The following is a 26,008-nucleotide window of genomic DNA, read 5'->3' as shown; positions in this document are numbered from 1 at the left end:
TACCTTCTTGGCAGCAGTGAGTGAGGGCTTGGCTTATTCGGGGCGTCCATATAGGGTTCTTTCAGCAGGTTTTTACACCTGCGGCTTTTCAAGCAACCGCAGCAGCAGCGGGTGCATGACCTTGCGGGCGCTGTAGATCAGGTGAAAGTGCTCCTCGATCTCGGGGGTGGTGCCCACATGCTCCAGCCCGTGCGTCACCCGCAGGTGCTCGCCCAGAAACACGGGCGCGGGCATCACGCCCATGCCTGTGGCCGCAAAGGTGCTCAGCAAGGCGCTGTCCTCGAACTCGCCTGCAATGCGGGGGCGAATGCGCTCCCGTTCAAACCAGTGGTCAATCCGCGCCCGCATGGCCGCATGGTCGGTGGGTAGCAGCACAGGCACCACGGCCAGGCTTTTGGGGAAGGCCTGCCGCGCCGCGTCTGCCAACAAGGGGGGCGCATACCAGGCCACGGCGCTGGTGCTCAGCAACTGGCTGGTGGTTTTGAGGGCGGGGTTGGGCGGCGCCGGGCGGTCTGCCAGCACGGCGTCGAGCTTGTGCATGGCCAGCTCACCCAGCAGGGGCTGGAACTCGCCCTCGTGGCACAGCAGCCGCAGGTGGGGCTCGTCCAGCACGGTGGTCAGCAACCGGTGCACGGCCAGTTTCGCAATGCCGTCAGAGATGCCCAGGTTCAGCCGCAGGGTGGGGCCGGCGGCGGCTTCGCGCACCCGGTGCGGCAATTGCTCGCCCAGCGCAAAGATCTGATCGGCCTCGTGCATGGCCGCCACGCCGGCATCGGTCAGCACCAGGTTGCGGCCCTCGCTGCGCAGCAGGCTCACGCCCAGGGCTTTTTCCAGTTCGCGCACCTGAGCGCTGATGGTTTGCACCGCCATGTCCAGCCGCTCTGCCGCCCGGGCAATGCCGCCCTCTTTGGCCACCACCCAGAAGTAATACAGGTGGCGGTAATTGAAGCTTTGGCTCATGGCACACTCCGTGGGTTCGTGCAAAGCAGGGGGTCTGGTGTCATTTGGTTCGTAAAAACCGAACCAATAGTACCAAGATGACAGGTTTTTAGGAATGCCGAGTGTCCCTACAGTCCGGTGCTCCATCGCGCTGGCTGCGCGATGTGCCGAAACACCTTTGGAGAAGAAACATGGAAACAATAGGAACGTGGTGGATGTGGGCGGGATTCGCCGTGTTTGTGGTAGTGGCCATTGCCATCGACCTGCTGGTCATGGAGCGCCAGGGGGCGCACAAGGTAACCATGGGCGAGGCGCTGCGCTGGAGCATTCTGTGGTTCTCGCTCGCGTTTGTCTTTGTTGCCATCCTCTGGTGGTATCTCGATGGCACACAGGGGCGCACCGTAGCCAACACCGTGTCGATGCAGTTCATCACCGGTTACCTGGTGGAGAAGAGCCTCTCGGTGGACAACATCTTCGTCTTCCTGATGCTGTTCAGCTACTTCGCCGTGCCGCCCCAGTACCAAAAGCGCGCCCTCATCATCGGCATCATCGGTGCCATCGTGCTGCGTACGCTGCTCATCCTGGTCGGTGCATGGCTGCTGGCCACCTTCCACTGGCTGCTGTATGTGTTCGGTGCCTTCCTGGTCATCACTGGCGTGAAGATGTGGTTTGCAGCAGGCCAGGAGCCTGACATCACCACCAATCCGGTGCTCAAGCTGTTGAAGAAGCGCATTCGCATCACCAACCACTTTGACGGTGAGAAGCTCAGTACCATGGTCGATGGCGTCAAGCACTACACCCCGCTGTTTGCGGTGCTGGTGCTGATTGGTACCACCGACGTGATCTTCGCGGTGGACAGCATTCCTGCCATCTTCGCGATCACCAGCGACCCGTTCATCGTGCTCACGGCCAACATCTTCGCGATCCTGGGTCTGCGTGCGCTGTACTTCCTGCTGGCAGATCTGGCCAACCGATTCCACCTGCTGGCGTATGGCCTGGCCCTGGTGCTGGTGTTCATCGGCGCCAAGATGCTGATGATCGACTTCTACAAGATCCCGATCGGCTACGCCCTGCTGGTGACTGCCTCTCTGATCGCAGGCTCCATCATCCTGTCGCTGCGCAGCTCGGGCGAAAGCGCCCACGGCAAGCCTGCTGCCTTGCCCCACAAAGACTGAAAGGCGCGCACCGTGGATTTGCTCGAATCAGTCATGTTGTGCATGTTGGTGGCCCTGCTGATCGCTACCGTGACGGCCCGCAGTGCGGGCAGCGAATTGCGTGACGTGGGGCTGCTGGCAGCCCTGACCACCGTGTGGGGCGCTGGCACCGCCGCAGCGGTGCTGATGGGTTGAGGGGCCGGGCGCATGATGCAGACCTTGTGTAGCTTGCGCCGCTGGCTTCGGGGGCTGGAGCCCCAGGTGCGTACCCGCCTGGAATGCAGCGCGCTGGCCCGCTTTCAGCCCTGGCTGGAGCGGCGCGCGCTGTTTCGCTTCCAGCGCCAGCCCCTGGCGCGGGGCGTGGCGGCGGGCATGTTCTGTGGGCTCATCCCGGGGCCGCTGCAGATTCCAGGCACCTTGCTGGTGTGTGCCTGGCTGCGCGGCAACATCGTGGCCGGGGGGGTGGCCACGTTCTATACCAACCCCCTCACCACCGTGCCGCTGTATGCGCTGGCCTTCTACTTGGGGGCACTGGTCATGCCGGGTGAGCAGACCTTGCCTGCTTGGAGTTCGGTGGCCCCTGCGGGGGAATTGTCGGTCCAGGCGCTGGCCACCTGGGTGCAGGCCCTGGGCACGCCGCTGCTGGTGGGCTTGCCCGCCTTGGCAGCCGTGATGGCGGTGCTGGGCTACGTTGCTGTGCAGCTGATGTGGTTAACTCCCGCCTTGCAGCGCAAGCGCCGCTGGGCGCGCGGGCGGTGAAGTGACCGGGGGCTTGTGATCAAGCCCTCATTTTCATTGGGGTGTGCCTGCTGCCAACAGCCCAGCACTGCGCAGGCGCTGGTGCTCCACCAGGGTGCAGCGGTCTTGTACCACCTTCAGCCCCGCCGCCTGGGCCTTGGCCAGGGCTTCGTCATGGCACACACCGATCTGCAGCCACAAGGCCTTTGCGCCGATGGCCATCGCTTCGTCGGCAATGGGTGGCACGGCAGCGCTGTCGCGAAACACATCTACCAGGTCAATGCGGTGGTGCTTTGCGGCCTCGGTCAATGAGGGCCAGCTGCGCTCGCCCAGAACCTCGGTGGCCGAAGGGTTGATGGGCACGATGCGGTACCCCTGCTCCTGCAGGTACTGCGCCACATCGTGGCTGTCGCGCTCGGGCTTGGGTGAGAGGCCGACGATGGCAATGGTCTTGGCGCTTTGCAGGATGGACAGGTAGGGTTGAAGGTCGTCTGTCTGCATGGTGGTTGCCTCGGTCAGGCGGGTGTGTGGAGGAAAGATGCCGCAGTCGCCCTAAGCGTCTTTGAGAACCTGTTCAAGAGCCTACAACTGCGCGATGGTGCTGCGCACTTCGTCCACGCTCAGCACTTCGGTCAGCACCACCGGGGGCTTGCCTGGGCGGTAGAACACATACACCGGCACCCCATTGCGGCCCAGCTGGGCCAGGGCGGCGGTGATGGCGGGGTCGCGGCGGGTCCAGTCGGCACGCAGCAGGGCGACGTTCTTGGCGTGCAGGTCGGCCAGCACCTCGCTGTTGGCGAGGGTGGTTTTCTTGTTGTACTGGCAGGTCACGCACCACGCGGCTGTGAAGTCCACAAACACCGGGCGGCCGCTGGCCACCAAGGCCTCTGCAGCGCCGGGGGCCCAAGGTTGCCAGCCTTGTGCGGCGGTGGCCGTGGCGTTGGCTGGGGCTGCCGCCACCTCTGCCATGCGCGTGACATGGGGGCCAAAGGCCCACAGCAGCAAGGCCATGGCCACCGTGGCCACGCTGCCCAGCCAGCGCCGTGCGCGGCCTTGCAAGGCCAGCGACCAGGCCAGCAGGCCCAGGCCCACCAGCAAGATCAGCAGGGAGGCCGCGCCATCGATGCCGCTTTGCTGCCCCAGCACCCACACCAGCCACACCACGGTGGCAAACATGGGGAAGGCCAGGAAGCGGCGGAAGGTGTCCATCCACGCGCCAGGGCGGGGCAGGGCGCGCGCCACGGCGGGCCACAGGCTGGCGGCCAGATAGGGCAGCGCCAAGCCCAGGCCCAGGGCGGCAAACACCGCCAGCGCCTGCGCGGCAGGCAGTGTGGCCGTGAGGCCCATGGAGGCGCCCATGAACGGCGCCGTGCAAGGCGATGCCACGGCCACGGCGAGCACGCCGGTCAAGAAGCTGTCGGCCACCGGGTGGCGCGCCTGCAGGCTGGCTACGGACGACGGCAGCATGTTTCCAAACTCAAACACCCCGGCCAGATTCAGCCCGATGAGGGTGAACAGCCCGGCCAGCGCAGCCACCACGGCGGGCGACTGCAACTGAAAGCCCCAGCCCACGGCCTCGCCCGCAGCCCGCAGGCCCAGCATGAGAGCACCCAGCGCGAGGAAAGAAAGCACCACCCCTGCGGTGTAGGCCAGGCCGCTGATGCGGTGGGCGCGCCGGTCTTGTGCGTGGCGGGTAAAGCCCACCACCTTGATGGCCAGCACCGGGAACACGCAGGGCATGAGGTTGAGGATGAGCCCGCCCAGCAAGGCGCCCAGCAGTGCGGCGGTGAGCGTGAGGCTGGATGCGCCTGAGGGTGCCGCAGGGGGCAGCCCACTGCCCGCCAGGGCCGCATTGGCCTTGAGCGCTGCTTCCAGCGCGGGCGACACGCTGGCCTTGGCGGCCACGGCCGGCCAGGGGCCCTGCACGGTCAGATCGGCCCGGTACCCGGGGCGGGGCGTGCTGCCTTGCACGCGCTCGGCCAGCACCACGGGCAGGGTGCTGGGGCTGTTGCTGCGTTGCTCGGCCAGCGGGATGCGGGCGGTCCATACGTCGCCTTCCCACCGCTGCGTACCTTCGGCTGCGTTGTGCAGCACTTCCGGCATTTCGGGGAACAGGTCCAACGTTTTGCCGTGCAGCGCGGCGGGCAGGCCAGCCACGCGCACCTGCAGCGCATCACCATCGACCTGGGCTTGTTGCTGCGCGCTCGGCTTTGCCAGCGGCTGGGGTTGCGCCTTCTGGGCCGCATCAAAGGCAGCGCTGTGCAGCGCGGTGGTGCTCTGGATGGGCAATTGCAGGGTGAAGTGGCCTTCTTCGGGGATGCATTCCTTGCGGCATACCAGCCACGAGGCTTTGAGCTGCACGGTAACGTCCTTGGCCAATGGGCCAGGGGCAAAGGTCTGGGCCACGGTGACTGGCACGGGCAGCAGCACGGTGCCTTCGTAGCCGTAGTTGGCCAGGGTGCCAATGGCGATCTTGTGCGGAACGGGCCAGGCGATGTCGCCCGCATCCAGTCCGGAGGGCAGTTGCCAGGTCAGCTCGGTGGGCAGGCCGGAGTCGCCGGGGTTCTTCCAGTAGGTGTGCCAGTCGGGCTGGTGGGTGATTTGCAAGCCCAGCCACAGCGGCTGGCCCGGGCGCACGCCCTGCGGCGCGTGGGCGACCAGCTCGGCCTGCACATGGGGGGTGGTGACGGTGCTGTTGCCTTGGCTGGTGGATTTGGAGCTAAATTGGGCGCTGGCGCCCGTCCATAAAGCGCTGGAAGCTATAAAAAAGAGAGTGACTGCAAGGCGGTGGAACAGGCGTGAAGGCATGGTGCAGTGTGGGAGCGGGTAGAACGGGTTTAGTTCCGGCCCCGCCATGGTTTCGATTCTCAATGCGTCATTGTGCTTTGAGCCGGCGCACCCTTTGAAACTGGCGCGGCACAGTACCGGTGCCCCCGCCCAAGGGCCTACGCCGGCCGCGCTGCCCCGCCGCGAAGGCGGCGTATCCAGCTCATGCGCCGGGGGCGTCCCCCTCCCGCGCAGCGAGAGAGGGGGAAGGCGCCGTAGGCGACTCAGGGGGTGTGTTGCTCATTGCGTCGCCAGGCTCAACTCTGCCTGGGGTGCTCCCTTGGGCACCTGGCTGCCAGTTTTGGGGGCGGCCAGGAAGAGGCGCTCGGCGGGGAGCTTTTGCGCGGCCAGATAGCTCTGGACGGCATGGCCGCGCTGGGCGGCCAGCTCGGCGGCCATGGCTTCGGTGGCGGGCTGGTTGGCCATCAGCAGGGCTTCCATCTCGGGCACCGTCAGGTCTTTGGCAATGCCCACCAGGTTGCGCGGCTTGGGGATGCTGGCGCGGCCATAGGCGGCCTTGAGCAGCGCGGGGTACTCGTCGGCCGTGACGGGCTCGGTGCTGTCCGGCTGGGCACGGCGCTTTTCCGCGCGCACCAGTTGCTGCAGGCGCTCGCGTTGCAGTCCTTCACGTTCCGCTTCCAGATTGGCGGTACCGGTCACGGTCAGTTTGAGGGCCGGGCGGTCCACCAGGGCCTTGGCCACCTTGCCCAGGTTTTGCTGCGCCTCGGGGCTCAAGGTGGCGCTGCCAGGGGCAAAGGCCACGCTGCTCATTTCCTCACCCCCACCAAAGGCGCTGGCCAGCAGGCTGAAGGGTGAGGTAAGCGCCTTGCCGATGAGGTTGAGGATGATCTTGCCAATCACCGGGCCGATGCGGAACTGCGGGTCGTTCAGCGAGCCGCTGATAGGCAGGTCGAGGTCGATCACGCCGCGCCGGTCGGCCAGCAGCGCAGCCGCCAGGCGCACGGGCAGGCTGTTGGGCGCACCTGCCACGGGCTCGCCAAAGGTCAGCTGGTTCAGCACGATGCGGTTGTTGGCCGTGAGTTGCCCGTTGGGCAGCACCTTGTAGGTCACGTCCACACTCAGCTTGCCGCGTTCAATGCCGTGGCCTGCGTACTTCACCGAATAGGGCGAGAGAGGAGGCAGATCCAGGTCGCGCACCTTGCCCGCAATGTCCAGCGCCAGCGGCTGGGCCAGGGGGTTGAGTTGGCCCGTGACCTCCAGCGAGGCGGAGCCCTCGGCGCGGCCCAGCAGTTCCAGCGCGGCCAGCTGGGGCTCACTACCCGGCGCTTCGGACGAGAACGCCCCCAGCTTGCCTGTCAGCTCGGTCAGGTCGGCCGAGTAATTCGGTTTGATGAAAAAGTCAGAAAACAGCACCTTGCCGTTGACCAGGCTCATGGGGCCGAACTGCACCACGGGCGCCAGCGGGTCGCGCGCGGCGGTATGCACGGGCTGCGTGGCTGAAGCAGCCGAGGCCGCTGGCGCCGGGGCTGACGCCGCAGCCGTAGCTGCCGTTACCGGTGGGGTTTGCGGCTCGCCTTTGACGATGTCGCGCAGGTTGATGCGCCCCGCTTCGTTGATGGTGATGCGCGCAAAAAAGTCCTGCAGGCTGGTCTCGCCCACCTGCACCTTGGGGGCGGTGCCTGGGGCGGTGGCCACGTTCAGGCCGCGCAGGTTCAGGCTCTTCCAGGCCAGCAGTTCTTCGCCTACCTGCGCTTCGGTCATGGGGGTGGATGCTGCAGTGCTGTTGGCCTTGAGTTCTTCAATGGCCGCGTCACCCGCCAGCTTCAGGCTGGCGCCTTTGTCAGACTGAGCAAACGCCACCTGGCCGCGAAAGCCCACATCGGCGCGCAGCAGTTCAATGGCCAGCTGCTGGGCCAGGTAGCCGTCCAGGCCGTGCACGGGCACGCGGGTAGCGTCCAGCTTGCCCTGGGTGGCGAGCGGCTGCAGGGCCAGCGTGCCCTGGTAGTCAATCTTGCCCGCCGCACTCTTGGCGTTGCCCTTGCCTGCCGCCGCGCGGGCGCTCAGCGAGAACGCGCCGGGCTTGCCACTGTCGGTGGCCAGATTCTTGGCGCTCACGTCCAGGGCCGATACCTCTAGTGCCACAGGGCGGGGCTGGGCGTTGTCGGCAAAGGCCACAGCGCCGCCTTGCAGGGCCAATTCACCCACGCGCACCACCCAGGGGGCGGCGGTCTGGCTCGTTGCCGTTGTCTCGCTCGGTGTGGACGGGGTTTTGGTCCAGCGCTCAAACATCCAGCGCCCGTCACTGCCGCGCTCCACGGCCAGTTTGGGGGTGTTCAAGCTCAGCGATTCCAGCGTGACGGTGCGCTTGTCCAGCGGCACCTGCAGGCCCTTGACTTCCAGCTTGCCCAGGCTGACCAGCGACTTGCCGTTCTGGCGCAACGCCAGCTGCTCCAGCGCGAGTGGACCGGCTGTCACTGTCAGGCCCGTGGCGTTTTTGTCTGCGGGTGGGGCTTGCCACTGCACGCCCAGGGTGCCGGTGAGCTGGCCGGCCACCGTGGGCTCCAGGTACTGCGCCACATAGGGCGCCGCCAGTTGCAGCGCCAGCGCTTCGGTGGTGATTTGCACCCGGGCGTTTTGGGTAGTGGCTTCGCCTTCAAACGCCAGCTTGCCTTCAGGAGTCGCAGGTGTGTCTGCCTTCGCGGCCACCACTTTGGCTGCACCCGCCTTGGCTTTGCCTGTCTGCCGGGTGGGAGGCACGGCGGCGTTGGTTGCATTGGTATCGGGCAACACCAGGGCGCCCTTGAAGGCCACGGGCTTTTGCAGCGGCAGGGCCAGGCCGGTGAGTTCCAGGCCCAGGCTGCGTGCCTGCAAGGCGGCGGCGGGCTGGGTGGTCTGGTCAGCCCAGTGCACCGTGCCATCGCGCACGCTGGCGCGCGCCACGGTCACCGCCCACGGCGGGGCGGCTTTGGTGGATGGCTTGGCAGGTTGCGAGGCGGCTTCCTTCGGGGGCGACGCGGGCGCTGGGCCACCGGCCAGTTGTGCCAGGTTCAGCCGCCCGGCGGCATCGCGCTGGGCGTGCAGTACGGGCTTGAGCAGTTCTACCTGGGCCAGGTCCACCACTTGCTCGAACGGGCGCACATCGGCCATGTCCACCGTCAGGCGATCAAAGGCCAGCAGGTCCTGGCCTTCGCGGTCGGTCATCTTCACATCGCGGGTCTGCACTTGGCCCGAGAGCTTCACAGCCAAGCGCGGTGTCTGCTCAAAAGCCAGCTTCACGTCCACGTCCAGCGTGGCCGCCTTGAGCTGAATGGGCAGGCTGGCGGGCAGGTAGCCCAGGTAGGGCGCCAGGTCCAGGTCATCCCAGCGGATGTGGGCGTCGGCGTGCCGGGTTTGCGCAAACGGCGTGCTTTGGGCCGAAGAGTCAAAACGGCTGCCTTCCAGCGTGAATGCCAGCCGGGGCTCCACGCGCACTTCTTTCTTGTCGGACAGCGTGCTGATGAACGGCACGGAGAGCAGCAGGTCCTGCACCGAATGCGTCTTGCCCACAGCGTTGTCGGTGAAGTCCACGCGCCCGCCCTGCAGCAGCAGGTTGTACAGCGCCAGCCGCGCGGGCTCGGTCGATGGGGCTTTTTCTGCTTCGTCCTTGGGGGCCGTCAGCTTGGCAATCACATCGTCCACGTCGTAACGGCCCTGGCCCAGGTGGGTGATGCGCAGCACGGGCGATTCCACGGTGAAGGCGTCCACCACCGGCGCCAGGCGCAGCAGCGACTGCAGTTCGGCGTCCACATACACGCGCCCGATGGTCAGCTGCGCAGGCGCTCCGTTGGCGCCCGCCACAGCCAAGTCGCGCAGGGTGAGCTCCAGCGACCAGGGTTTGAAATCGAGCGAGCCCACGGTGACGGTGCGGCCCAGTTGCTCGCTGGCCAGGCGCTCCAGCGGCCCCTTGACCAGGGCAGGCACGGAAAGCCACGACAGGGCCCATACCCCCAGCAGTGCGGCCAGCGCCCGTGTGGCGGGCTTGAACCAGCGGCGTTGCCGCAGGCGGGTGAGTTGGGGGTGGCCGAGCAGGGCGCGCAGGGGGGCTGGCATGGCAGGTCAGAACAAAAAAGTGGGCTGGGGCGCGGCACACCACCGTGGGTGCCGGCCCGTTGCAGGGTTCAACGCGGCAGGGTACTCAAAGGTAACAGGGGCAGGCCTGGCCTCAGGCTTTCAAGATATCCAGATGTTGATCGTGCTCAGCGGGCAAAGCCCAGCACCACCCTGCGGGTGGTTGCGCTTTTCTTCTCAATCTTGGTGACCACCACCGCGCCGATCTCCGCTGTGTTGGCCACATGCGTGCCGCCGCAGGGCTGCAGGTCGATCAATGGCGCGTCGCCTTCGCCGCCGATCCGAATGGTGCGGATGCGCCCCGTGCCCCGGGGCGGCTGCACGCTCATGCTCTTGACCAGGGCGGGGTTGGCATCCAGCTCCTCATCGCTGATCGACGCCACAGTGAGCGGGTGGGCGGCAGCCACCATTGCGGCGATGGCGGCGGTCAGCTGCTCCTTGTCCAGCGGGTCGGTCATCGCAAAGTCCAGCCGGGCGTAGTCGGGCGTGATGGAGCAGCCATTGACCAGCTGCGGCACCACATGGCACAGCAGGTGGCTGGTGGTGTGCAGCCGCATCATGCGGTGGCGGCGTTCCCAGTCGATGCGGGCGGTGACGGTGGTGCCAGGTGCCAGTGCGGCCAGCAGGGCTTCTTGCCCCGGTGCAGGTACATGCACGATGTTATTGGTGGCATTGCCCTCGGCGTCCTTGCCTTTGCGGGTATCGGCAATGGCGATTTCGGTGCCATCGGCCAGCACCAGCACCCCACTGTCGCCCGCCTGGCCACCGCCCAGCGGGTAGAACACCGTGCGGTCCAGCACGATGCCGGCATCGGTCACGGCGGTGATGTGGGCGCTGCATTCGCGCAGGTAGGCGTCTTGGCGGAAGAGGTCGTCGGTCATGCCCGCCATGGTAGCTGGCCGCCGCCCCGCTACCATGGCGGGCATGACTTCTGCCGCACCCCTGCCGCCGCTGCCGTCCCGCTTCTGGGCCGATCTTTCCACCCGCGACTTTGCTGCGCTGCAAAGCATCGGCCAGGCCGCGCAGGTGGTGGCGGTGCTGCCCGTGGCAGCGGTGGAGCAGCACGGCCCGCACCTGCCGCTGTCGGTGGACGCCACGTTGATGCAGGGCGTGATCGACGCGGCCCTGCCGCACCTGGGGGCCGATGTGCCTGCGCTGTTCTTGCCGCCGCAAAACATTGGCCTGAGCACCGAGCATGAAAACTTCCCCGGCACGCTCACCCTCTCTCCCGCCACGGTGATCGCCTTGTGGACCGAGTTGGGCGCCTGCGTGGCGCGGGCGGGGGTCAAGAAGCTGCTGATCTTCAACAGCCATGGCGGCAATGTGGCGGTGATGGACATCGTGGCCCGCGAGCTGCGCCAGCGCCACGGCCTGCTGGTGTACAGCGCCAGCTGGTTCAGCCTGCCCCAGCCGCCCGAGGTGCAGGGCCTGTTCAGCGCGCAAGAGCACCGCTTTGGCATCCACGCGGGCGACATTGAAACGTCGATGATGCTGCACCTAGCGCCCGGCACCGTGCACATGGAGCACGCGCAGAATTTCCGATCCACCTCACAAGATCGGTCCGAGCGCTTTGCCATCCTGGGCAACGGCAAAAGCGCCAAGATGGGCTGGGCGATCGAGGACTATCACCCAAGCGGCGCTGTGGGCCAGGCCGATGTGGCTACGGCCGACAAAGGCCGGGCCGTGGTACATGCGGCGGGCGCGGCCTTGGCGGCGCTGCTGGCCGAGGTGGCGGCGTTGCCGCTGGAGACGGTGCGAGTCGCTGGAGTGTGACTCAAATAGGCTGCTAGCGCTTATACAGAAAGCGCTAGCAGCTATTTATTTGATAGCAATCGGTGGCGAAGATTGCTGCGAATGAAAGCACTCTGATTCAGCCCAGCTCCACCCATTCCACGCCCCAGTGGTGCAGCCCTTCCCGGAGGATCAACAGCGCGGCCGCCCATTCCGCGCGCTGGGGCAGGGCGGTATCAGGGACGCCAGGGCGGTGAATCTGGTCGGACAGGCGATTGAACAGGTTCTCCACGGCCTGCCGTGACAGCCGGGCGGGTGGTGTGTGCAGCGTCACGCCTGCAGCCTCTGCAATCTCGCGCAGCAATGGGCTGCGCGTGTGCAGGGTGAACGGCGGGGCTATGCCTGCAGGGGGCTTTGTCAGCCAGCGGCCGGCTGGCATGACGGCGTCTTCTACCGTGGCGATGGCGTTTTCCAGCGACAGCGGCGTGGGCATGCGCAGGCCAAACGCCTGGGCCACGGTCTGCCAACCCAGGGCCACGCTGTATGGCTCGGTGTTGCCGGCCGCAGGGGCTGCCGTTGGCATCCAGTAAAGCGCCAGCTGGTCAGGCTCCAGGCGAAGTTCGATGGAAGGCGGGGGCGGGTCGTTGCGCATGCCCCGGTTGTACACCGTGCGGTGCCACTCGCATGGTGGCCCCGTCAGTGGCTCAGCGCTGAGGCATGTCTTTGACCCCATAACCCAGACTCACCGTGGCATCGGCCGGAATGGGCGGCATGGTGGCTTCCCAAGCTTCCCACGCTTGCACCATGGCCGCCAGCCGCTCGGGGGCGATGGGGGCCAGGTTGGCGCGTTCGCGTTCGTCGCCTTCCAGGTTGAAGAGGTAGTCGTGCCCGTCCACGCGCAGGTACTTCCAGGGGCCGTGGCGCATGGCGCGCTGGCCCCGGTGGTTCATGCGCCAGAACAGCGGCTGGTCGTCGCGCCAAGTGGCGTCGCGCAGCAGGGGCATGAGCGAGCGGCCATCCAGCGGGTGGCTGGCGGCAGCCGTGGCGCCTGCGGCGTCGAGCATCGTCGCGCTCCAGTCCATGGTCATGCAGGTTTGCGTGCTGGTGCTGCCAGGGGCAATCACGGCGGGCCAGTGGGCAATCCAGGGCACGCGGATGCCGCCTTCGGTCAGGTCCATCTTGCCGCCCACCAGGGGCCAGTTGTCCGAGAAGCGTTCGCCGCCGTTGTCGCTGGTGAACACCACCAGTGTGTCGCGCTCCAGCCCTTCGGCGCGCAACAGGTCCATCAGGCGGCCAATGCCTTCGTCCATGTGGTGGATCATGCGGCGGTAGGTGTCGATGTTGCCGCCGTGCAGGTGAAACAGGTTGCCCTTCACCTCCTGCGCCAGCGCCTCGTCGTCGCGCGTTTCCCACGGCCAGTGGGGCGCGGTGTAGTGCAGGCTCAAGAAGAACGGCGTGCCGCTGCGTGCGCCACCCGCCATGCGGCGCACAAAGTCCAGCCCGTGGTCGGTGATCAGGTCGGTGAGGTAGCCGCCCTCCTGCTGCTCAGCCTCGCCCAGGTACAGGTCATGCTGGCCGGTGGAGCTGCAGTGCGTGAAGTAGTCCACCCCGCCCGACATGGGGCCAAAGAACTCGTCATAGCCCGAACGCAGCGGGCCGAACGCGGGCGGATAGCCCAGGTGCCACTTGCCCATCAGCGCCGTGCGGTAGCCCGCATCGCGCAGCAGCGAGGGCAGCGTGGGGTGCTCGGGCGGCAGGCCCAGCGTGGTGCTGCCCCGGCTCTTGCTGTTGATGGGTTCCTCGGCTGCGCCGCGCAGGCGGTACTGGTAGCGGCCCGTCATCAGCGCGAAGCGGGTGGGCGAGCACACGGGCGAGTTGGAATAGCCCTGGGTGAGCTTGAGGCCCTGGGCCGCGAGGCCATCGAGCACGGGCGAGACGGGGCCAAAGCTCGCGTCCCGGCCGCCATAGCAGCCCAGGTCGGCGTAGCCCAGGTCGTCGGCCACGATGAAGACGATGTTGGGGCGTGTGGGTTGCGTCATGCCGTCCCCATCCTCAAGGCTTGAAGCCGGAGCGCTGCACCACCGGCGCCCACTGTGCCTTGTAGGCCTTCAGTGTCGCTTCGGTCTGCGCGCGGCTGGCGGCCACGGGCTCCAGCTTGGTGGCTTCGAACTTGCGGCGCGTGTCCGGGTCCTTCATCACTTCATGGATGAGCTGCGACAGGCGCTCCACCTGCGCGGCAGGCATGCTGGCCGGGGCAAAGAACGTGTTCCAGCCGGTGGCCACCAGGTCCAGACCGGCCTCCTTGAAGGTGGGCACGTTCGGCGCCAGCGGGCTGCGCTTGGCGCTGGAGACGGCCAGAATGCGCACCTTGCCCGCGTCGTGCTGGGGCAGCAGGCTGTCCAGGGTGTCGAAAGCCACTGGCACCTGGCCGCCGACCAAATCCGTGGTCAGCGGGGCAGAGCCGCGGTAGCCCACGATTTCAGCGCGCACCTGGGCGGCATCGCCCACCATCAGGCCAAAGAAGTGCGGAAGGCTGCCGGTGGCTGGCACGCCGAAGTTGGCTTTTTCCGGGTTGGCGCGCAACCAGGCCAGCAGGTGGGGCAGCTCCTTCACTGGCACGGCGCTGCCCACGGCCACGCCAAACTCGTAGCTGTTCACATGGCTCACGGCGCGGAAGTCGCGCTCGGCGTCGTAGCCCGCGTCGGGGAACACCAGCGGTGCCACCACCATCACGGCAGGGTTGGCCAGCAGCAGCGCGGGTTGGTGGGCGGGCGCGGCCTTCACATACTGGGCCGAGAGGCGACCACCCGCCCCCGCCTTGTTCTCGACGATGACCGGGCTGCCCAGCTTGGCCTGCAGCTTGTCGGCCACGATGCGGGCCACGCGGTCGCTGGAACCGCCGGGCGGGTAGCCCACCACCAGGCGCAGGGGCGCATCGGCCGCAGCGCTGGCGGATTGGGCCTGGGCGCCGGGCGTGCCGAGCATCAATGTGGCGGCCAGACCGAGAGCCGTGGCCAGCAGGGGGCGCCTGGCAAGGTGACGTGTGCGGGAGATGGGGTGGGACATGGTGTGCTCCTGGGTGGCGTGGCCGGTAATGATGGAAGTCAAGAGTGCATCGTGGCACTCTAGGGGCCTGACAATCGATTGTTCAAATCAACAACTTTCCGGGTTTGCACTGATGACCGATGCCTCCCGTCTGCGCGATCCGCAGGCTGCCAGTGACCTGCTGATGTACCGGCTGAACAAGCTGATGGCGGTGTCCGGCAGCCTGGTCATCCGCCTGTGCGAGGGCGGTTACGGCATCACCCGCCGCGAGTGGGGGCTGCTGATGTGGCTGGCGCGCCACCCAGACCTGCCGCCCGCTGAGCTGGCCCGCCTGCTGGGGCTGGACCGGGCCCGCACCTCGCGTGCCATCACGTCGTTGCAAGACAAAAAGCTCATCACCCGCGAACCCCTGCCCGGCGACAAACGCCAGGCGCGCCTGCGGCTCACCCCTGAAGGGCTGGCGGTGTACGAAGCGGTGTTCCCCCAGGTCAAACAGCTCAACCAGGCGTTGCTGCGGGGCTTGCCCACCGAAGCGGTGGAAGTGCTGGACCAGGCCCTGACCCTGCTACAAGCCAATGCCGATGCCCTGCAGGCAGAGAACGCCCACCTGCCGCGCACCTACCGCATGCGGGGTGGGCGGCGCAGGGGCGGGTGATCAGGCGTGGGTGACGAGGGGCGCGTGCTCCACCTCGTTCAGGTGGGGTAGGGTGTTGAAGGTTTGCAGCATCAGCCGCTTGGGCGAGATGGAGAACTCCGTCACCGCGCTGTTGCGGATGCGCATATTCAGCGCAATCGTCACCTCTGGCGCCGTGCCCAGCACCTCGCCCACGGCCGTCGAGATGGGGCCGCCGCTGCTCACCAGCAGCACGTTCTGACCAGCGTGGTGGTGGCGCACATGGTCCAGCACGGCGCGCACGCCGCCTGAAAACTCTTCCCAGCTGGGCATACCCTGGGGGCTGATGACGCCCGCCATCCACTGCGCCAGCGCATCGCACAGGATGCGAAAGTGCGCGCGGTAGCGCTCGGGCGTGTCGGCAGGGCCCAGGGGCTGGGGGTGAATGGCCGAGATCAGCGCGTGGCTGTCGTATTCATTCAGGCCAGGCCAGCGGGTCACTTCGGGCATCGTCTGCAGGCCTTGGGCAATGCCCTGCAAGGTTTCGGTGTGGCGGCGCAGCGTGCCGGTCATCACCGCGTCAAACGCCATGCCCCGCCCGCGCCAGTACTCGCCCAGGCGCACCGCCTGCTCATGTCCGCGAGGGCTGAGCACGTCGTAATCATCAGCGCCAAACGAGGCCTGGCCGTGGCGCACGAGGTAGAGGGTTCCCATGGGGGGATTTTGAAAACAAACCCTTCCACTGCTTGTCACTGGAGCGACTGAAAACACAGATGACTGGCTGCGCTTCGGTCAATATGGCTTCCAAAGAGCAGTCGGCCAAGGCCAAAGAATTCCAACTGCCTCCCGAAGGCCAAACTGGCGCTTACCTGTATCGCAACAGCGTGCTCGGTAAGGCTCTGAGCAAGGATTTGCGGGTTGACGGCAATTGCGTGGGCGTCAGCGCACCCGATGTGTTTTTCTACACGCCGGTCGACGGCGGCAAGACGCGCGCCGTGGAGACCGAATCCGAGTTCTCTCCCAACAAGCTCGAACTCTTTTTTGAGGCAGGCAAAAATTACTTCATGCGCCAGTTCATCAAAGTAGGTTTGATGGTGGGTGGCGCCGACCTGGAGCAGGTGACTGAAGCGCAAGGCAAGGCGGACAATGCCACCCGCCAGTCAAGTGACTGCCATGCTGCTGCGATGACTGCGCAAGCCAAATCAAAAGGGGGCTATGCCTCTTTTTTTGTTGCCAGCTCTTCGTGACTTGCTCAATGGCCCGTTCGCAGGGTCTGCGCGAAAACCGACGCATCCACGTTGCCCCCCGTCAACGCCAGACCCACGGTTTTGTCTTGGAGCAACTCTCGCTCTTGCAGTGCGGCCGCCAGTGCTGCAGCGCCCGCCCCTTCGGCCACGTTGTGGGTGTCGGTGAACAGTGCCTGCATGGCGGCGGCCACTTCGGCGTCGCTCACCTGCACGATGTGGTCGATGTGCGGGGCCAGCACGGCCAGGGCTTCGGGGTCCGCCACGCGGCAGGCCATGCCGTCGGCCAGCTGGGTGGTGACAGGGGCCTCGACCACGCTGCCTGCGGCCAGCGAGTCGGCATAGGTGGTGGCGTGGCTGCTGACCACGCCCACCACGCGCACGGGGTGCCGCAGTGCCAGCTTGGCGGCGATGGCCGAGCATGCGCCCGAGCCCTGGCCGATGGGCACGTACACCACGTCAAGCTGGGGCACGGCGCGCAAAAATTCCCACCAGTAGGTGCTCACGCCGCGCAGCAGGTCAGGGTGGAAGCTGGGCACCATGTGCGCGCCGCGCTGCTGTGCCAGGTGCATGGCGTGCTCGCGCGCTTCCTGAAAGTCCTCGCCGTGCTCGATGAGCGTGACGCCCAGCGCGCGCATGGCGGCGTTCTTCTCAATGGAGTTGCCACGCGGCACGACGATGGTGCATGCCACGCCGTGGCGGCGCGCGGCCCAGCCCATGCTCTGGCCGTGGTTGCCGCGGGTGGCGCTGATCACTTCCTGGGGCAAGCGACCACGCTGCGCGAGCTGGTCAAAGTAGGTCAGACCGCCGCGGATCTTGAACGCACCCACGGGCGTGTGGTTCTCGTGCTTGAGCCAGCAGTCGGTGCCCAGGCGCTGGCTCAGCAGGCCCCAGCGGTACTGGGGCGTGGCGGCAAAGTCGCGGTACACCACCTGGGCGGCGGCTTCGATGTCGGCCAGGGTGGGCAGCAAGGGGGATGGGTCGATGCGGGCGTTCATGCGGCAGCTTTCTGGGGGGGTGAATGACGACAGGGTGACGGGGCCCCGCGGTGTGGTGAGTTGCGCCGCGAGCTGGGGCGTATCGCCCGCAGTGATGGCGACATGGGGTGCCACACCGATGGCTTCACACGCTGCCCGCAGGGTGGCCGCCTGCGGGTGCTGCAGCGTGAGCTGCTGCAGTTGCACACCACTGGCAGGCAGGCTGCCGCAAGGGTGCACGGCGCCCCACTGGATGAGCGTGGGCAGGCAGCCGTCCATCAGCCGCAGGCCGTCCTCTCGCACGGTGATCTGCCACTGCAGCAGGCCATTCGGCGTGGGGCGGCTGGCGGTGATGATGGCGCCGCGCTCAATGTCCTGCGCCGCCAGCGCGGCATGGCTGGCGGCCACCTCAGGCACGCTGGCCACCCAGTGGATGAGCTGCGGCCCGTGCTGCGCCACCTGCTGCTGCAGCGTTGCATCATCCATATCAAACCAGCGTCTAGCGCCCGCTGGTAAAGCGCTGGTAGCTACTGAATTTATAGCAATAATTTCAAGATAGGCGCGGGGGTGGCCGGGGCTGCTGATGTTGAAGATGCGGTTGTGCGTGCCCATCAGCGGGTGCTCGCCACCGGCCGTGGGGGTGATGCCCAGCGTGCGCTGGCACCAGTCCATGCCGCCGGCCAGATCGGCTGCAAACACCACGAGGTGGTCCACGCAGGGGCCTTGTGCGGTGGTGGTCTCGTTCACAGAAGCACCTCGCCCGCCATGCAGGTCACGCTGTGGCCGCCTACCCAGATGGTGTCGCCCTCTTGCTGCACATGCACACGCCCCGCGCGGCCCAGGCAGGTGCCCTGGCTGGCCACGTACTGCGCGGGGGCCAGGCCTGCGCCGATGAGCCACTGGGCCAGTGCGGCGTTCAGGCTGCCGGTCACGGGGTCTTCGGCCAGGCCGTTGTTGCCAGGGAAGAAGGCGCGCACTTCAAACGCGATGCCGTCCGCATCGCTGCTGCCCACCACGCCCACCTTGCCACGCGGTGCGGAGGCTCCGCTTCCTGCTGCAGGCCCCACCACGCCCACGTCCAGCCCGGCGAGGATGGCAGCGTCTGGCTTGAGCGCCAGCACCTGCGCGCTGCTTGCCAGCAGAACGGCGCGCCAGCCGGGGCCGTTGTCGCACCAGGCGTGCTGCACGATGTCTTCCCGCGCCACGCCCAGGCCGCGTGCAATCAGGGCCACGTCGGCCTCGTCCAGCGGGCCGCTGCGGCGCAGCGGTGGCGCGGCAAATGCCAGTAGCTCGCCTTGCTGGCGAATGGTGACCAGGCCCACGCCGCATTCCTGCACGATGCGGCCCGCCACTTGCGGCTGGCCACCCGCCTTCAGCCAGGCGTGGCAGGTGCCCAGCGTGGGGTGGCCGGCAAAAGGCAGTTCGCCAGCGGGGTAGAAGATGCGCACGCGGTAGTCGGCGCCAGCGGCGCGGCCCTCAGGCGTGGGGGGCAGCACAAAGGTGGCCTCAGACAGGTTGGTCCAGCGGGTGAACTGCTGCATCTCTTCGGTGGAGAGGCCTGTGCCGTCCAGCACCACGGCCAGAGGGTTGCCACGGTAGGCGGTGGCAGTGAACACATCAACTTGTTGGAACGGGCGGTGGTGCATGGGGAAAACTCCTGGAAAAAACGGAAAGCGGCGCACGCCAGGGGCTGGCCTGCTGTTGAGCGGGGGCCATGCCAAGGGTTGTGGGCGGGGCCAAGGCCCTGTGGGTCTCACCCGCTGGGGGGAGCGTTCAGTGTGTTGATTGGGACAGACGTCACAGCAGCGCAGTCCCTTCGATGCAGGTCACGGTGTGGCCGCCCACCCAGACCTGCCCCTGGGCATCCTGGCGGATGTACACCCGGCCAGCCCGGCCCAGGCATTCGCCTTGCGCCACCAGGTACCGGGTGGGGGCCAGGCCTTCGCCAATCAGCCACTGCGCCAGGCTGGCGTTGAGGCTGCCAGTCACCGGGTCTTCCGGGTTGCCCATGGGGGCGGCGAAGGCGCGCACCACAGCGCCGGGGCGTTCGGGGTCGTCTCCCGCGTCGGGGGCAATGTGGATCACGCCCACGTCCTGCCCCAGGTCTTTGAGGCGAGCATGGTCGGGCGTGAGGCCGAGCACGGTCTCAGCGCTGTCCAGCAGCAGGCCCAGCCACACGGGGCCGTTGTCCAGCAATTGCGCCGCTTGAATTTGGTGGGGGCGCAACCCCAGCGCGCTGGCCACCAGCGGCACCAGCGCGGGGCTGGGCTTGCTGCGCTGCAATGGCGGCGCAGCAAAGGCCAGGGTGTCGCCCTGGTGTTCGATTTGCACCAGGCCCTGCGCAGACTCTTGCACCACCAGGCCGGGCACGCGCGGCGTGTGGCCTTGCTGCAGCCAGGCGCGGCAGGTGCCCAGCGTGGGGTGGCCGGCAAAGGGCAGCTCGCCCCTGGGCGAAAAGATGCGCAGCCGGTAGTCGGCCCCGGCCGCATGGCCCGCTGCCGTGGGCGGCATCAGAAAGGTGGTTTCCGACAGGTTGGTCCAGGCGGCAAAGCGGCGCATGTCGGCGTCGCTCAGGCCCTGCGCGTCCAGCACCACGGCCACCGGGTTGCCGAAGCCGGGGTGGTGGCTGAAGACGTCGATCTGACGAAAAAGACGTTGCTGCATGGGGACTCCGTTCACCGTGGGCGTGGTGGCTACGACAGCTTACGCCAGAGGCTGGTCCAGCACCCCTCTGGCACCGGGGCGGGTGCTGACGGTGCGGTACCAGCGCTCCAGCGCCGGGCGCGCGGGGCGTTCCTGCGGCAGCCCCCACCAGCGGTGCATTTCGCAGCCGATGGGAATGTCTGCCATGGTGAAGTGCTCACCCGCCATGAAGGGGGAGCGGGCCAGGTGCTGCTCCAGCAGGTCCAGCAGGGGCTCGGTGGCCGCCACCGAGGCCGCAATCAGCGCGCCGTTGCGCTGCGCGGCCGGTGTGCGTATCCACTGCATGAAGGCATCGCGCCCTGCGGGGTTCAGCGTGGTCTGCTGCCAGTCCATCCACTGCTCGGCCACGAAGCGCGCCGACAGTTCCTCAGGGTAAAGCTTGCCTGCCGAATGCCTCGCACACAGGTAGCGCACGATGGCGTTGGATTCCCACAGCACCAGGCCGGTGTCGTCGTCTTCCATCAGCGGCACCAGTCCGTTGGGGTTGCGCTGCAGGTAAGCCGCTTCGCGCACCAGGCCGAACTGGCCGCCCGCATCGGTGCGCTGCAGGGGCAACCCCAGCTCTTGCGCAGCCCACACCACCTTGCGCACATTGATGGACGACAGGCGACCCCAAAGCCTCAGCATGCTGGATCAGCCCTTGTGCTCACGGATGGCTGCAGCCAGCGCGGCAATGCCGGTGGCGATCTGCTCGACCGTCGAAGTCACGAACGACAGGCGCAGCGTGCGCTGGTCGGCGTTGTCGGCATAGAAGGCCGCGCCGGGCACAAAGGCCACGTTGCGCTCCACCGCCTTGGGCAGCAGCTCGATGGCGCTCATGCCTTCCGGCAGGCGCACCCACAGGAACATGCCGCCATCGGGGCGGTTCCAGTGCACGCCCAGGCCTTGCATTTCCTTGTCGAGCGCGGCCAGCATGGCTTCGCACTGCTGCTTGTACAGCGCGCGGATGGTGGGCACATGGCGGTCCAGGAAGCCGTCCTTCATCACTTCGGCCACCAGGCGCTGGTTGTAGCCGGGGGTGTGCAGGTCGGCGGCCTGCTTGGCTTGCAGCAGCTTGGGGTACACCGCCTTGGGTGCCACGATGTAGCCCAGGCGCAGGCCAGGGGCCAGCACCTTGGAGAACGAGCCCATGTAGATGCAGCCCTCGGGGTTGCGGGCCGTGAGCGGCGCGGGCGGCGGGTTGTCAAACCACAGGTCGCCGTAGGGGTTGTCTTCGACCAGCGGCAGGTTCAGCTCGGCAGCAGCTTTCACCAGCTCGGCGCGGCGTGCGTCGCTCATGGTGCGGCCGGTGGGGTTCTGGAAGTTGGGCAGCACATACAGGAAGCGTGCCTTGTCGGCGCCTGTGCCCACCTTGGCTTTCAGGTCGTCGATCAGCACGCCTTCATCGTCGCTGGCCACCGCCACCACGGTGGGCTCCATGGGCGTGAAAGCCTGCAGGGCACCCAGGTAGGTGGGCGTTTCGACCAGCACGCGGCTGCTTTCGTCGATCAGCACCTTGGCAATCAGGTCCAGCGCCTGCTGTGAGCCGGTGGTGATCAGGATCTGATCGGGGTCCACATTCCAGGGCAGGAAGTCGGCAATCGCCTGGCGCAGGGGCGCAAAGCCTTCGCTGGCTGCGTACTGCAGGGCGGCGGGGCCATCGTTGGCCAGCACGGCGGCCGAGGCTTCGGCAAAAGCTGATACCGGGAAAGTCTTGGGCGACGGCAGGCCGCCAGCCAGGCTGATGATGCCGGGCTTTTCCGTGACCTTCAGGATTTCGCGGATGACCGAGGGGTTCATGCGCTCGGCGCGGCGCGCCAGGGTCCAGTTCGTCATGTCATTGATCTCCAGGTAGGTGTTGTATGCAATGGTATCGGGGCCATGTCAGGAAAACCGCTTGCCCGCCACCACGGTGGCGACAACGGCGACGGCAAAGCCCAGGGTGACCAGGTCGAGCGACTCGCCCAGCAGCACGGCGGCGGCCAGGATGGAAAGAAAGGGCTGCAGCAGCTGCGTCTGGCTCACGCGCAGGGCGCCGCCCAGGGCCAGCCCCCGGTACCAGGCGAAGAAGCCGGCCCACATCGAGAACACGCCCACATACAGAAAGCCACCCCAGGCCGAGGGCGCCACGGGATGGCTGGGCCACAGCCACAGCGTGGCGGGCAGGGAGACGGGCAGCGCCATCAGGCACACCCAGCAGATCACGCGCTCGGCCCCCAGCGCGGGTGTGATGCGTGCGCCGTGGATGTAGCCCACGGACGCCGCCACCACCGCGCCGACCAGCAGCGCATCCGCCGCCTCCAGGCTGAACAGGCCGTGGCCCTGCTGCCAGCCGCGCAGCAGCGAGAACGCCACCACCAGCAGGCTGCCCAGCACCGCGAAGAGCCAGAACCCCAGGCGCGCACGCTGGTGCAGCACCAGCGCGGCCACGGCCGCCGTCACCAGCGGCAGCAGCGCCGTTACCACGGCCGCGTGGCTGGCCGTGACGCTGCGCAGCGCAAACGCCAGCAGCAGCGGGTAGCCCAGCGCATTGCCCAGCACGGCCCAGCCCAGGTGCCGCCACTGCTGCGGCTGAGGGCGCGGCGAGCGCGTGGCCAGCAGAAACACCGCCGACAGCAGCCCCGCCAGCGCGGCGCGGCCCACGGTGACGAACCAGGGCGAGAGCTGGGGTTGCTCTGACGTGCCGGTGGCCAGGCGCGTGGCGGGCAGGGTGACGGCGAAGATCGCCACGCCCAGCACGCCGAGCCACAGGCCTAGGGTGCGGTCGCGGTGCGAGGAGGGCGTGTTCATAGAGTCAGCATCCAGACAGCGGTGGCCACCAGCACCAGCGCCAGGGCGCGGTTGAACCACAGCAGGCGAGCACCCTGCGACAGCCACTGGCGCAGCAGGGAGCCCAGCAGCGCATAGACAAAGTTGCTGCTGAAGGCAAACGCCACCATCACGCAGCAGATGATGGCCAGGCGCTCACCCGGGTTGGTGGCCGGCTGCCCGGCTGCGTTGACCACCCAGCCCGCGCTGAGCGTGAGGGCCAGCATCCAGGCCTTGATGTTCACGAACTGCAGGCCCACGCCTTGCCAGAAGGTCACCTGCAGGCGGCTGCCGTCCACCTCGGCAAGCTGCCCGGCGCGGCTGAGCTTCCAGGCCAGCCACAGCATGTAGGCCACGCCCATCAGCGTGACCGTCCAGCGCAGCGCGGGAACGCCGGTGATGAGGGCCCCCAGGCCCAGGCCGCTGCCCAGCATCAGCAGGGTCCAGCCCGTGGGCACGGCCAGGCAAAAGCGCAGGGCGCGCTTGAGGCCCAGGTTGGCGGCCAGGGCGGTAGACAAGGTGGTGTTGGGCCCCGGCGAAAAGCTCATGGCGGTGCAAAACAGCAAAAGGGCGGTGAGTTCGGCGGTGCTCATGCAATAGGCGGTGCGGGCGGGTGTTGCGCGGGAGTATGGCTGTCCAATGTAATCGGATGTACCGATACACTACCCATACAGTTCAGCAGCGCAGTATGCAAACTGTATTGTTGGCTGTGCCAGTACACGGCACAGCGCCTTGCCCGGAGACCCGCCATGTTGATGAAGTCGTCCACCCAGTCGCTGACCGAGCAGTTGTCGGAGCGCTTTGCCGAGCGCATCCGCAATCGGCTGCTGGCCCCGGGCGCGCGCCTGCCGTCGGTGCGCCAGTGCGCTCAGCAAAACGGCGTGAGCCCGTCCACCGTGGTGGCGGCCTATGACCAGCTGCTGGCGCTGGGGCTGGTGGAGGCCCGCAAGAACCGGGGCTTCTTCGTGCGCGACAGCGGCGGCGCGGACACCGCCGCCGGGGCCGATGCCCGCACCGCGGACCCGACCCTGGAAAACGCCGCCGCCAACTGGAGCACCGCCCACTGGTTTGCGGCGCGCGCCGCCGGGCGCGCGGGGCGGGGCGTGTCGCCCGTCAACGCCACGGCGCTCATCCGCGGCATGTTCCACAAGATCAGCGACAAGCCGCAGCCCGGCATGGGCGTGTTTCCGTCCGAGTGGCTGGAGTCCACCTTCATGCCCGCTGCGGTGCGCAAGGTCACCAACTCGCGCAGCCTGCAAGATTTTTCGCTGCAATACGGCGAGCCTCTGGGCGATGCGCACCTGCGCCGCCTGCTGGCCAAAAAACTCTCCACCCTCAACGTGCACACGGTGCCCGAGCACATCATCACCACCGTGGGGGCCACGCATGCGCTGGACATCGTGAGCCGCACGCTGCTGCGCCCGGGCGATCCGGTGATGGTGGAGGAGCCTGGCTGGGCGGTGGAGTTTGCGCGGCTGGCGGCCCTCGGTATGCGCATCCTGCCCGTGCCGCGCCGCGCTGACGGGCCAGACCTGGAGGTGATGGCCCGGTATTGCGAAGTGCACCAGCCCAAGCTGTACGTGAGCGTGAGCGTGTTCCACAACCCCACGGGCTACTGCCTCAGCCCGGGCAGCGCCCACCGCGTGCTGCAGTTGGCCAACCAGCACAACTTCCACGTGGTGGAGGACGACACCTACAGCCACATCGCGCCAGAGCACGCCACGCGCCTCACGGCGCTCGATGGCCTGCAGCGCACCATCTATGTGAGCGGGTTCGCGAAGATTCTTGCCCCCAACTGGCGCATTGGTTACCTGGCGGCCCCGCCGAATCTGGTGGAGCCCCTGCTCGACACCAAGCTGCTGGCCACTCTCACCACCCCTGCCTTGCTGGAAAAAGCCCTGGCCCTGTGCATTGAGCAAGGACAGCTGCGCCGCCATGCCGAGCGCATCCGTACCCGGCTGGATGCCGCCCGGTCACGCAGCGTCAAGCTGGCGCTGCAAGCCGGCTGCACTTTTGCGGCAGAGCCGGTGGGCCTGTTCGGCTGGGTCGATACGGGCGTGGACACCGACGCTCTGGCCCAGCGCATGCTGGACGAGGGCTACCTGCTGGCCCCCGGCGCGCTGTTCCATGCCGAGCGCAAACCCAGCACGCTCATGCGCATCAACTTTGCCACGACGCAGGAAGCGGCCTTCTGGCAAGTCTTCCAGCAGGTGGTGGCAGCGATGAAGTGAGCGGCTGAGCGCAGAGCCGCGAAACAGGCGCTCAGCGCGCGGGAGGCCGTCGCCTGGGTGCCTTTTGCAGGCTTTCTCGCCACCCAGGCGCGGTGATTTTGAGAAAAATACCCTTGCAGCGCTTTATTTATATGCGCAAGCAGCTATCAATAACGTAGCAATTCAAGTATCAATACGCTACGGTGAAGCGCTGCTGCAGGTGGCGTGGAGCCTCCAGCTCGTCCACGATGGCCACTGCCAGATCGGCCACGCTGATCTTGCCGGGCTGGTCGCCATTCATCAGGGGGGATTCGGTGCCCAGGCGGTAGTGGCCCGTGCGCTCGCCGGGCTCCAGCAGGATGGCGGGCGAGAGAAAGGTCCATTGCAGGGTCGATTCCTGGCGCAGCAGGTTCAGCGCTTCGCGGGCGGCCAGTGCGCCATTTTTCCATTCGGCCGGGAACTGGGGGGTGTCCACCAGTTGCACGCCTGGCGCCACATACAGGCTGCCTGCGCCGCCCACCACCAACAGGCGCTGAACGCCAGCGGCCTTGACGCCCGCCGTGATGGCGCGGCTGCCCCGCAGAAATTCGTCGTGCAGGTGGGGATGCGTCCAGCCTGGGTTGTAGGCGCTGGCCACCGCGTCCACCCCCCGGACGGCCTGGGCCACCTGCGCGGCGTCTGTTGCGTTTGCCTGCACCACGGTCAGGCCCTCGCGCAAAGGAAGCTTGGCCGGGTCGCGGGCCAGGGCCGTCACGCGGTGGCCGCGTTGCAGCAGTTCATTCAACAATGCGGTGCCTACAAAGCCGGTAGCGCCGATCAGTGCGATGTGCATGGCGTGTTCCTGCAAACAATGAAGATGCTGCAAGCTTATTTTTGATGCTGCGCTTGCGGTAGAGGGTTAAAAATGCTTTGTCTTTGAAGCGCTGCTTCAAAATCAAGCCTTTGAACAGGCTCACTGCGGCAGGAGGATGTG

Annotated in this window: 25 protein-coding genes and 1 pseudogene; 7 read left to right on the top strand and 19 right to left on the bottom strand. The window is 67.1% G+C overall.

Annotated elements, in window-relative coordinates:
* Positions 1–72: 72 nt before the first annotated feature.
* Positions 73–960, bottom strand: a complete 888-nt coding sequence (locus AADJ04_RS03360) for a LysR family transcriptional regulator (protein WP_341238740.1) — start codon at positions 958–960, stop codon at positions 73–75.
* A gap of 170 nt (positions 961–1,130) precedes the next feature.
* Here AADJ04_RS03360 and AADJ04_RS03355 point away from each other — a divergent pair, with 170 nt between their 5' ends.
* From AADJ04_RS03355 to AADJ04_RS03345, 3 genes are all read left to right on the top strand, one after another.
* Entirely contained in the window at positions 1,131–2,114 is a 984-nt protein-coding gene (locus tag AADJ04_RS03355) for a TerC family protein (RefSeq protein ID WP_044397771.1), read from the top strand.
* Between the two features lie 33 nt (positions 2,115–2,147).
* Positions 2,148–2,288, top strand: a complete 141-nt coding sequence (locus tag AADJ04_RS03350; RefSeq protein ID WP_338818686.1) for a hypothetical protein — start codon at positions 2,148–2,150, stop codon at positions 2,286–2,288.
* Positions 2,289–2,354: 66 nt separating this feature from the next.
* Positions 2,355–2,852, top strand: coding sequence for a DUF2062 domain-containing protein (locus tag AADJ04_RS03345; RefSeq protein WP_341238739.1), 498 nt, complete (start codon positions 2,355–2,357; stop codon positions 2,850–2,852).
* A gap of 33 nt (positions 2,853–2,885) precedes the next feature.
* Here the strand turns inward: AADJ04_RS03345 and AADJ04_RS03340 are convergent, their stop codons facing one another.
* From AADJ04_RS03340 to AADJ04_RS03325, 4 genes are all read right to left on the bottom strand, one after another.
* Positions 2,886–3,332: a CoA-binding protein gene (locus AADJ04_RS03340; RefSeq protein ID WP_341238738.1), complete on the bottom strand. Its 447-nt coding sequence runs from the start codon at positions 3,330–3,332 to the stop codon at positions 2,886–2,888.
* Positions 3,333–3,413: 81 nt separating this feature from the next.
* A complete protein-coding gene (locus tag AADJ04_RS03335) occupies positions 3,414–5,639 on the bottom strand; it encodes a thioredoxin family protein (protein WP_341238737.1) in 2,226 nt (741 codons plus the stop codon).
* A gap of 258 nt (positions 5,640–5,897) precedes the next feature.
* Positions 5,898–9,707, bottom strand: a complete 3,810-nt coding sequence (locus tag AADJ04_RS03330) for a DUF748 domain-containing protein (protein WP_341238736.1) — start codon at positions 9,705–9,707, stop codon at positions 5,898–5,900.
* Positions 9,708–9,853: 146 nt separating this feature from the next.
* Complete coding sequence (locus tag AADJ04_RS03325) at positions 9,854–10,606, bottom strand: alanyl-tRNA editing protein (RefSeq protein ID WP_341238735.1); 753 nt, start codon at positions 10,604–10,606, stop codon at positions 9,854–9,856.
* 43 nt (positions 10,607–10,649) lie between these two features.
* Between AADJ04_RS03325 and AADJ04_RS03320 the strand changes: the two genes are divergently transcribed.
* Positions 10,650–11,498: a creatininase family protein gene (locus AADJ04_RS03320; protein WP_341238743.1), complete on the top strand. Its 849-nt coding sequence runs from the start codon at positions 10,650–10,652 to the stop codon at positions 11,496–11,498.
* A 97-nt stretch (positions 11,499–11,595) separates the two neighbouring features.
* Here the strand turns inward: AADJ04_RS03320 and AADJ04_RS03315 are convergent, their stop codons facing one another.
* Genes AADJ04_RS03315 through AADJ04_RS03305 form a run of 3 tightly spaced genes read right to left on the bottom strand, consistent with a single transcriptional unit; the run spans position 11,596 to position 14,522 of the window.
* Entirely contained in the window at positions 11,596–12,108 is a 513-nt protein-coding gene (locus tag AADJ04_RS03315; protein ID WP_341238734.1) for a hypothetical protein, read from the bottom strand.
* 52 nt (positions 12,109–12,160) lie between these two features.
* Positions 12,161–13,495 carry a sulfatase-like hydrolase/transferase gene (locus tag AADJ04_RS03310; protein ID WP_341238733.1) on the bottom strand — a complete coding sequence of 445 codons (1,335 nt, stop codon included), beginning with the start codon at positions 13,493–13,495 and terminating at the stop codon, positions 12,161–12,163.
* Positions 13,496–13,508: 13 nt separating this feature from the next.
* A complete protein-coding gene (locus AADJ04_RS03305) occupies positions 13,509–14,522 on the bottom strand; it encodes a Bug family tripartite tricarboxylate transporter substrate binding protein (RefSeq protein ID WP_341238732.1) in 1,014 nt (337 codons plus the stop codon).
* A gap of 112 nt (positions 14,523–14,634) precedes the next feature.
* Here AADJ04_RS03305 and AADJ04_RS03300 point away from each other — a divergent pair, with 112 nt between their 5' ends.
* A complete protein-coding gene (locus AADJ04_RS03300; RefSeq protein ID WP_341238731.1) occupies positions 14,635–15,156 on the top strand; it encodes a MarR family transcriptional regulator in 522 nt (173 codons plus the stop codon).
* Here AADJ04_RS03300 and AADJ04_RS03295 read toward each other — a convergent pair whose 3' ends face one another.
* Complete coding sequence (locus tag AADJ04_RS03295; RefSeq protein WP_044396692.1) at positions 15,157–15,828, bottom strand: histidine phosphatase family protein; 672 nt, start codon at positions 15,826–15,828, stop codon at positions 15,157–15,159.
* Positions 15,829–15,887: 59 nt separating this feature from the next.
* Between AADJ04_RS03295 and AADJ04_RS03290 the strand changes: the two genes are divergently transcribed.
* A complete protein-coding gene (locus tag AADJ04_RS03290) occupies positions 15,888–16,361 on the top strand; it encodes a DUF2846 domain-containing protein (RefSeq protein WP_341238730.1) in 474 nt (157 codons plus the stop codon).
* A 5-nt stretch (positions 16,362–16,366) separates the two neighbouring features.
* Here AADJ04_RS03290 and AADJ04_RS03285 read toward each other — a convergent pair whose 3' ends face one another.
* The 8 genes and pseudogenes from AADJ04_RS03285 to AADJ04_RS03250 form a co-directional block, all read right to left on the bottom strand.
* A complete protein-coding gene (locus AADJ04_RS03285) occupies positions 16,367–17,356 on the bottom strand; it encodes a threonine dehydratase (protein ID WP_341238742.1) in 990 nt (329 codons plus the stop codon).
* A gap of 24 nt (positions 17,357–17,380) precedes the next feature.
* Positions 17,381–18,082 (bottom strand): annotated as a pseudogene (locus AADJ04_RS03280) (VOC family protein); the annotation flags it as partial.
* Complete coding sequence (locus AADJ04_RS03275) at positions 18,079–18,981, bottom strand: PhzF family phenazine biosynthesis protein (RefSeq protein ID WP_341238729.1); 903 nt, start codon at positions 18,979–18,981, stop codon at positions 18,079–18,081. The gene AADJ04_RS03275 and the pseudogene AADJ04_RS03280, both read right to left, overlap by 4 nt.
* Before the next feature lie 151 nt (positions 18,982–19,132).
* The gene (locus tag AADJ04_RS03270; protein ID WP_341238728.1) at positions 19,133–19,999 is read right to left on the bottom strand and encodes a PhzF family phenazine biosynthesis protein; all 867 of its coding nucleotides are present in this window, start codon (positions 19,997–19,999) and stop codon (positions 19,133–19,135) included.
* Between the two features lie 39 nt (positions 20,000–20,038).
* A complete protein-coding gene (locus AADJ04_RS03265; protein WP_341238727.1) occupies positions 20,039–20,665 on the bottom strand; it encodes a glutathione S-transferase in 627 nt (208 codons plus the stop codon).
* 6 nt (positions 20,666–20,671) lie between these two features.
* Positions 20,672–21,853 carry a PLP-dependent aminotransferase family protein gene (locus AADJ04_RS03260; protein ID WP_341238726.1) on the bottom strand — a complete coding sequence of 394 codons (1,182 nt, stop codon included), beginning with the start codon at positions 21,851–21,853 and terminating at the stop codon, positions 20,672–20,674.
* Between the two features lie 48 nt (positions 21,854–21,901).
* The gene (locus AADJ04_RS03255) at positions 21,902–22,807 is read right to left on the bottom strand and encodes a DMT family transporter (protein WP_066693192.1); all 906 of its coding nucleotides are present in this window, start codon (positions 22,805–22,807) and stop codon (positions 21,902–21,904) included.
* On the bottom strand, positions 22,804–23,418 hold the full coding sequence (locus AADJ04_RS03250; protein ID WP_066693189.1) for a LysE family translocator: 615 nt from the start codon (positions 23,416–23,418) through the stop codon (positions 22,804–22,806). The genes AADJ04_RS03255 and AADJ04_RS03250 overlap by 4 nt, the downstream gene beginning before the upstream one ends.
* A gap of 156 nt (positions 23,419–23,574) precedes the next feature.
* On the opposite strand from AADJ04_RS03250, the gene AADJ04_RS03245 reads away from it, so the two are divergent.
* Positions 23,575–25,056 carry a PLP-dependent aminotransferase family protein gene (locus tag AADJ04_RS03245; RefSeq protein ID WP_341238725.1) on the top strand — a complete coding sequence of 494 codons (1,482 nt, stop codon included), beginning with the start codon at positions 23,575–23,577 and terminating at the stop codon, positions 25,054–25,056.
* A 169-nt stretch (positions 25,057–25,225) separates the two neighbouring features.
* On the opposite strand, the gene AADJ04_RS03240 is transcribed toward AADJ04_RS03245, so the two are convergent.
* Together AADJ04_RS03240 and AADJ04_RS03235 are read right to left on the bottom strand one after the other, a co-directional pair.
* Entirely contained in the window at positions 25,226–25,867 is a 642-nt protein-coding gene (locus tag AADJ04_RS03240) for an NAD(P)-dependent oxidoreductase (RefSeq protein WP_341238724.1), read from the bottom strand.
* On the bottom strand, positions 25,812–25,991 hold the full coding sequence (locus tag AADJ04_RS03235; RefSeq protein ID WP_341238723.1) for a hypothetical protein: 180 nt from the start codon (positions 25,989–25,991) through the stop codon (positions 25,812–25,814). The genes AADJ04_RS03240 and AADJ04_RS03235 overlap by 56 nt, the downstream gene beginning before the upstream one ends.
* Positions 25,992–26,008 lie beyond the last annotated feature (17 nt).

The sequence above is a fragment of the uncultured Acidovorax sp. genome (genome assembly GCF_964021665.1).
In the GTDB taxonomy this organism is placed as follows: Bacteria; Pseudomonadota; Gammaproteobacteria; order Burkholderiales; family Burkholderiaceae_C; genus Acidovorax; species Acidovorax temperans.
This window is presented reverse-complemented; position numbering and strand designations above follow the sequence as displayed.

Excerpts from the sequence above, each read along its gene's own strand:
- AADJ04_RS03260 (WP_341238726.1), bottom strand. The coding sequence starts at position 21,853 with ATGACGAACTGGACCCTGGCGCGCCGCGCCGAGCGCATGAACCCCTCG.
- AADJ04_RS03265 (WP_341238727.1), bottom strand. The coding sequence starts at position 20,665 with ATGCTGAGGCTTTGGGGTCGCCTGTCGTCCATCAATGTGCGCAAGGTG.
- AADJ04_RS03320 (WP_341238743.1), top strand. The coding sequence starts at position 10,650 with ATGACTTCTGCCGCACCCCTGCCGCCGCTGCCGTCCCGCTTCTGGGCC.
- AADJ04_RS03275 (WP_341238729.1), bottom strand. The coding sequence starts at position 18,981 with ATGCACCACCGCCCGTTCCAACAAGTTGATGTGTTCACTGCCACCGCC.
- AADJ04_RS03250 (WP_066693189.1), bottom strand. The coding sequence starts at position 23,418 with ATGAGCACCGCCGAACTCACCGCCCTTTTGCTGTTTTGCACCGCCATG.
- AADJ04_RS03350 (WP_338818686.1), top strand. The coding sequence starts at position 2,148 with ATGTTGTGCATGTTGGTGGCCCTGCTGATCGCTACCGTGACGGCCCGC.
- AADJ04_RS03325 (WP_341238735.1), bottom strand. The coding sequence starts at position 10,606 with ATGACCGACGACCTCTTCCGCCAAGACGCCTACCTGCGCGAATGCAGC.
- AADJ04_RS03310 (WP_341238733.1), bottom strand. The coding sequence starts at position 13,495 with ATGACGCAACCCACACGCCCCAACATCGTCTTCATCGTGGCCGACGAC.
- AADJ04_RS03300 (WP_341238731.1), top strand. The coding sequence starts at position 14,635 with ATGACCGATGCCTCCCGTCTGCGCGATCCGCAGGCTGCCAGTGACCTG.
- AADJ04_RS03290 (WP_341238730.1), top strand. The coding sequence starts at position 15,888 with ATGACTGGCTGCGCTTCGGTCAATATGGCTTCCAAAGAGCAGTCGGCC.
- AADJ04_RS03330 (WP_341238736.1), bottom strand. The coding sequence starts at position 9,707 with ATGCCAGCCCCCCTGCGCGCCCTGCTCGGCCACCCCCAACTCACCCGC.
- AADJ04_RS03285 (WP_341238742.1), bottom strand. The coding sequence starts at position 17,356 with ATGAACGCCCGCATCGACCCATCCCCCTTGCTGCCCACCCTGGCCGAC.
- AADJ04_RS03305 (WP_341238732.1), bottom strand. The coding sequence starts at position 14,522 with ATGTCCCACCCCATCTCCCGCACACGTCACCTTGCCAGGCGCCCCCTG.
- AADJ04_RS03355 (WP_044397771.1), top strand. The coding sequence starts at position 1,131 with ATGGAAACAATAGGAACGTGGTGGATGTGGGCGGGATTCGCCGTGTTT.
- AADJ04_RS03340 (WP_341238738.1), bottom strand. The coding sequence starts at position 3,332 with ATGCAGACAGACGACCTTCAACCCTACCTGTCCATCCTGCAAAGCGCC.
- AADJ04_RS03335 (WP_341238737.1), bottom strand. The coding sequence starts at position 5,639 with ATGCCTTCACGCCTGTTCCACCGCCTTGCAGTCACTCTCTTTTTTATA.
- AADJ04_RS03255 (WP_066693192.1), bottom strand. The coding sequence starts at position 22,807 with ATGAACACGCCCTCCTCGCACCGCGACCGCACCCTAGGCCTGTGGCTC.
- AADJ04_RS03245 (WP_341238725.1), top strand. The coding sequence starts at position 23,575 with ATGTTGATGAAGTCGTCCACCCAGTCGCTGACCGAGCAGTTGTCGGAG.
- AADJ04_RS03270 (WP_341238728.1), bottom strand. The coding sequence starts at position 19,999 with ATGCAGCAACGTCTTTTTCGTCAGATCGACGTCTTCAGCCACCACCCC.
- AADJ04_RS03240 (WP_341238724.1), bottom strand. The coding sequence starts at position 25,867 with ATGCACATCGCACTGATCGGCGCTACCGGCTTTGTAGGCACCGCATTG.
- AADJ04_RS03315 (WP_341238734.1), bottom strand. The coding sequence starts at position 12,108 with ATGCGCAACGACCCGCCCCCGCCTTCCATCGAACTTCGCCTGGAGCCT.
- AADJ04_RS03360 (WP_341238740.1), bottom strand. The coding sequence starts at position 960 with ATGAGCCAAAGCTTCAATTACCGCCACCTGTATTACTTCTGGGTGGTG.
- AADJ04_RS03295 (WP_044396692.1), bottom strand. The coding sequence starts at position 15,828 with ATGGGAACCCTCTACCTCGTGCGCCACGGCCAGGCCTCGTTTGGCGCT.